Source organism: Polaromonas sp. P1_E1_2 (assembly GCF_056406035.1).
In genome coordinates this window covers 1-5,483 of record NZ_JBFUAZ010000263.1, presented here as the reverse complement: position 1 = coordinate 5,483, position 5,483 = coordinate 1, and the positions used below count along the sequence as shown (strand labels likewise).

Sequence of the window (5,483 nt, the reverse complement as noted above, 5' to 3'; positions counted from 1 at the left end):
GTGAAGAAGGCGCGATCCAGGTGTTCCGCCCGATTGCCGGCTCATTGCTGCTGCTGGGCGCTGTCGGCCAGCTGCAGTTTGAAGTGGTGGCTCACCGCCTGGAACATGAGTACGGCGTCAAGGCCCGCATCATGGGCAGCAACTTCAACCTGGCCCGCTGGGTGACGTCCGAGGACCCGAACGAACTGAAGAAATTCATGGACGCCAACGCCCACCGCGTGGCGCTGGATGCGGTCGATGCACCCACCTTGCTGGTGGATCACAGCGCCACCCTGCGTGCCGTGGAGCAGCAGTGGCCCAAGATCAAGTTTCATGCGCTGCGCGAGCACGCCGGGCTGGTTTTTCAGTCAAAAATGTAAGTTATTTTTGGCCTGCAGGCCAATCAGGACGTGCGCTAGCAGCTATAAAAGTAATAGCAACTTCGCTCACGCCTGATGCGCGGGCTTACTGCGCCTTGAGGAAATCACCCACTTCCAGCAGGATCAGCTCGTTGTCGTCCGCCTTGTTGGGCTCGCGGCTGCTGGAAAACGGCAGGTTGTTGTCGTTGCCCACCACGATGTGTGTGGCGTCCACCACGTCCACGTTTTCAATCGTGAAGAACGGGAAGGTCAGCACGCCGTTGTTCAGGGGTTTGCGCGCCAGCTTCGCCGGGTCGGCAATGGCYATCAAATCGATGTAGCCGATCTTGCGCAACGCACCACCGGCATTGGCGTCGCTCAACTCCACCTTGTAGACACGCTTGAACTTTGCGATGTCGTGGAAGCAGTCCGTGCGCTTCTGGCCTTCCGGGCAAGCCTTGTCGGCCGTGCCTTCGCCGTTGTCGCGCTCGATGATCAGGCCGGTCGTGCCGTCGATCATGTTGAAGTCGCCGATCGCGTGGCTGTTGCTCTCCAGCATGTATTTCCAGTGGCGGCCGGTCCAGGATTCGCTCTTCACGTCAAACTCCAGCACGCGCAGGTAGTCCTTGCCGCCCACGTTTTCATTGCCTTTGGTGGCGGCGTCATACAGCGCGCCCTCCAGCAGCGCATACAGCTTGCTGCCGTCTTTCGAAGCAGCCATGCCTTCAAACCCCTTGGAGCGACGAACCTGGAAATCCACCGCACCGCCTGGCACGCCGGGAGTCGTCACAGCCGGATGGTCGGGCGAACGCACGGCCTTGCCGTCGACCAGCGTGTCAAACACCGCCAGCACTTTGCCCTTCATGTCGGCCTTGATCAGGAAAGGGCCGAACTCGTCGCCGATCCACAAGGCGCCACCGGCGAACTGGAAGCTTTCGGTGTCAAAGTCGCTGCCCGTGAGGTAGCGCTGCTTCGTGCCTTCATGAACGATGCGGAACGGCACTTTTTTATCGGGATCGTGCAGAAAAATCGTTTCCAGCCGCTTCATGGCGCCAGCCTTGAAATCGACCTTGTAGCGGTTCAGGTACAGCATGGCATCCGGTGAATTGGCTTTGGAGCCAAAGCCGTTGTCGGTCAGGATCCAGAAACTGCCGTCGGGCATTTTCTTGATGCCTGAATGGCCCTGCAAAGGCTGGCCCTTGAAAGGCAGGCTCACACCCGTGGGCCTGCCGGCAGACAGGCCCTCCACCGTGCCCAGCGCTTCCGTGCGCTTGCCATTGGTGAACTTGCCGCTGACCTGCAGGTCCTGCGGCGCATCTTTGGGCGCTGCAATAAACGACCGGGCGGGCGCCACCACATGGCCGGCCAGCGTGGCCGGAAAGGCGGTCTGGGCTTGCAGCGGCGCAGCCAGCGCAACGGTTGCCAGCGCAGGAAGGATGGCTTTGAAGAGAGATTTGAATGCAGGGCGCCGATTGGCGGCAAAACGGGAAGAAGGCATGGGCAATCCACTGTTGAAGAAAGCCGGATGGTGGCCAACGCATGTGACGCCCTGATTACACACAGCGCCCCCGGGTCCGCATCGGGTGTTTGYACGGCAGGGCTAAGGCCTTCCGGGCAGGCCGTTTTTTTGCAATAAGCTATACAGATGTATCGAACGGCAAGCCTGCGTGCTTTTTTCCTGATGTTGCTCTGCGCATTCTTCGGCGCAGCCCATGCACAGGTCTTTGACCGCCTGTACGAAGACAGTCCCACAATCACACTGGCCCAGCCGCTGCAATGGGTCGCGGTGCCCAAGGATTCCATCGAGTCACCTGATGCCTTGACAGCCGGCGATCCCGCAACCGGGTCGTGGACCTTCCAGCCCTATACAGACGACTCCATCCTGCCCACCTCGAACACTCAGGATGTCTGGGCCACTTTTTCACTGCCGGCCACCGAAGCCCTGCAGACCTGGTACATACGGATGCCGGGCCAGGCGATCTTCAAGGCGAGCCTTTTTTCGCGCAACCCGCAAGGCGGCTGGCTGGTCCAGTCAGCAGGCGAAGCGATTGCCCCGGCCGCGTGGGCGCTACGCACCCGTGTGCCGAGTTTTGAACTGCAAACGCGCGGCGACGGCATGCAGACCTACTACCTGCGCTTTGAGCACCGCAGGGCCATCACGGCGCGGCCCATGCTGCTGTCGCCCATTGAGTACATCGACGGCGCGTCCCGGGTTGGCGTGGTGATCGGACTGATGTGGGGCATGTTCAGCCTGCTGGCCTTTCTGTGCCTGGCCGCGTTCGTCATGGCGCGCAACAAGGTATTTTTGTGGTTCGGCGCCGTCGTGGTCACGCTCATGTTCACGCAACTGGTGCTGATCGGCTATGGCGGCTGGCGCATCTGGCCGCACAGCGCACACCTGAACCAGGTCATGGGCTGGGTGTCGGCCTCGGTGAGCATGGCCGCCGGTGCATGGTTTTGCACCCAGGCCAGCTATGCCAAGAGCGGCTACCCGCGCATACACCGGCTGCTGCTCACCGTGACGGCGGGCAGCCTGTTCATGGCCTGCCTGATGGCTGCGAGYCAGAACCTCGTGCCGCGAGATCTTCGCAACCTGTGGCTGGCGTTTTCCACCCTGGCCATCATGGGAAGCCTCTTGTGGATGTCTTTGCGGGGACAGACCTGGAACCTCCTCATCCTGCTGGGCGCCGCGCCCATCGGGCTGGCCGCGCTGGCCCGGCTTTCCTACAACGCGGGCTGGGTCTGGAATGTTGAAGCGGCACAGGCAGCCGGTGTCCTGTCGGCGATGATCGGCCTGCTCTGGGTTTTCCTCGTGCTGGCATGGCGCAGCCGGGCAGCACTGTTTGCCAACCACCGCAGCGCCGCACTGGCGACTTACGACCCGGCCAGCGGGCTGATGTTGCCGCGGGTCATCGACGACAGGCTGCCGCCCATGCTGCTGCGCGCGCGGAGGCAGAAGTCGGCATTCGGCGTATTGATGTTGCGCTGGCTCGACCAGGCTCCGAGCCATGACGAGGCCAGCGACCAGAAGCGCGCCGCCGCACTTTCCCGCATCGGCGAAATCCTGCGCGGGGCAGCACGCGACGTGGACACAGTGGTTCGCTATGGCGAAAACGACTTCATGATGCTGGTGGAAGGCCCGGTCAATCGCACCACCCTGTCCGAAGTTTCAACCAAAATCCTGGCCGACTGCATACGCGCATCTGAAAAGCTGGGCGATGCGAATGCCTTCAACCTGCACGTCGCCCTGTGGCATGACACGCCCAGCGCCCAGACAACCGCGCAGGAGGTGGTTGAAAGGCTCAAGTCCCGACTGCACCAGATGGCCGCCGGAACAAAGCGCTATGTACAATTTGTCGATTCACCGAGCGATACCGTGAGTGCCGCAGGGGAAGACATGAGCCGTCGGGAAGACCTGCTGGCCAAGATCAACGAAATTGAAATTTCGCACCCGGCATTGACCAGCGAACAGGCTTCAGCCCCGGGCCGCTGAGACCCTGGCGGCAGATTCAGGGCGCCCTTGTCACAGGCAAGGGCAAGGCCGTCTTGTACCTGACCTGCTTGAGCGCAAAGCTCGAGCGTATCTTCTCGATGCCCGGAATCGGCGACAGCTGCTCAAGGATGAATTTTTCCAGCGCACCGATGTCGGCCACCGCCACACGAATCAGGTAGTCGCTGTCGCCCGACATCAAATAACACTCCATCACGTCGTCGTGCTCGGCGATGCGCCGCTCGAAGTCGGYCAGCGACTCCTTGCTTTGCGTGCGCAGGCTGATGGAAATGAACACATTCAAGCCCAGACCCAGCGCCGCCGCGTTGGCAATGGCCACATAGCGATCAATAACGCCGGCGGCCTCCAGCGCCTTGACGCGCGCCAGGCACGGTGAAGGGCTCAGATGCACGCGGCGCGCCAGTTCCACGTTGGTCAGCGAGCCATCCCGCTGCAACTCATCCAGAATCTTAAAATCAAGGTTATCGAGCTGCATCATCTTCAAAATTCGTTATTTACAGCATTTTATGCTTTTAAATGGTGTCATACCCCGATATTGAAGCAACACCTTCCGGATGAATCTGCGTACAGTGATCAGTGCCATGAACGACTCCACACCCCACCATTTACTGATGCAGGCCGCTTCTTACACCGATCCTTCCGCTGACCCTGACCCGCAGGAAACCGCCGAATGGCGTGAGGCGTTTGAAGCCCTGGCCCTTACGCAGGGCCCGGCCCGTGCACGCGAAATGCTGCATGAGCTGAGCCGCGTCGCGCGCAAGCAGCGCATCGGCTGGCGGCCCGAACTGGCCACGCCTTACGTCAACACCATTGGCGTAGACGAGCAGCCCGTGTTTCCCGGCGACCTGGCGATGGAAGAGCGCCTGGCCTCGCTGATGCGCTGGAATGCGCTGGCGATGGTCGTGCGCGCCAACCAGGCCGAGACCGGCGGCTCGGCCGAGCTCGGCGGCCACATCGCGAGTTACGCCAGCGCGGCCGATCTGTTTGAAACCGGCTTCAACCATTTCTTTCGCGCACGCGAAGGCACAGGCCCCGGCCAACACCGCGGCGACCTGGTGTTCTTCCAGCCGCACAGCGCACCGGGCGTGTATGCGCGCGCCTACCTGGAAGGCCGGCTGGACGAAAAAGACCTGGGCTTTTACCGCCAGGAGCTGACCGCGCCCAGCCAGGGCGCGCAAGGCCTGTGCAGCTACCCGCACCCGTACCTGATGCCGGACTTCTGGCAGTTCCCGACCGGCTCCATGGGCATAGGCCCGATCAGCTCGATCTACCACGCACGCTTTATGCGCTACCTCACGCACCGGCGTCTGCTCGACTGCACGGGCCGCAAAGTCTGGGGCGTGTTCGGCGATGGCGAGATGGACGAGCCCGAATCGATGAGCGCGCTGACGCTGGCCGCCCGCGAGGGGCTGGACAACATGGTCTGGGTCGTCAACTGCAACCTGCAACGGCTCGACGGCCCGGTGCGCGGCAACGGCCGCATCATCGACGAGCTGGAAAAGCTTTTTGCCGGCGCCGGGTGGAATGTCATCAAGCTGGTCTGGGGCAGCGACTGGGACGGCCTGTTCGCACGTGACCTGACGGACGCGTTGGCCAAAACTTTTGCGCAGACGGTGGACGGCCAGATGCAAACC

Annotated in this window: 3 protein-coding genes and 2 pseudogenes; 3 read left to right on the top strand and 2 right to left on the bottom strand. The window is 61.9% G+C overall.

Annotated elements, in window-relative coordinates; genetic code table 11:
* Positions 1-359 (top strand): annotated as a pseudogene (gene prfC, locus AC1D1P_RS13175) (peptide chain release factor 3); the annotation flags it as partial.
* Between the two features lie 85 nt (positions 360-444).
* Here prfC and AC1D1P_RS13170 read toward each other — a convergent pair.
* A complete protein-coding gene (locus tag AC1D1P_RS13170) occupies positions 445-1,836 on the bottom strand; it encodes an esterase-like activity of phytase family protein (protein WP_477673291.1) in 1,392 nt (463 codons plus the stop codon).
* A 147-nt stretch (positions 1,837-1,983) separates the two neighbouring features.
* Between AC1D1P_RS13170 and AC1D1P_RS13165 the strand changes: the two genes are divergently transcribed.
* Positions 1,984-3,831 (top strand): sensor domain-containing diguanylate cyclase, encoded by a 1,848-nt coding sequence (locus AC1D1P_RS13165; RefSeq protein ID WP_477669678.1) that lies wholly within the window; start codon positions 1,984-1,986, stop codon positions 3,829-3,831.
* Positions 3,832-3,847: 16 nt separating this feature from the next.
* On the opposite strand, the gene AC1D1P_RS13160 is transcribed toward AC1D1P_RS13165, so the two are convergent.
* Positions 3,848-4,324, bottom strand: coding sequence for an Lrp/AsnC family transcriptional regulator (locus AC1D1P_RS13160; RefSeq protein ID WP_477673292.1), 477 nt, complete (start codon positions 4,322-4,324; stop codon positions 3,848-3,850).
* Positions 4,325-4,430: 106 nt separating this feature from the next.
* Here AC1D1P_RS13160 and AC1D1P_RS13155 point away from each other — a divergent pair.
* Positions 4,431-5,483 (top strand): annotated as a pseudogene (locus AC1D1P_RS13155) (pyruvate dehydrogenase (acetyl-transferring), homodimeric type); the annotation flags it as partial.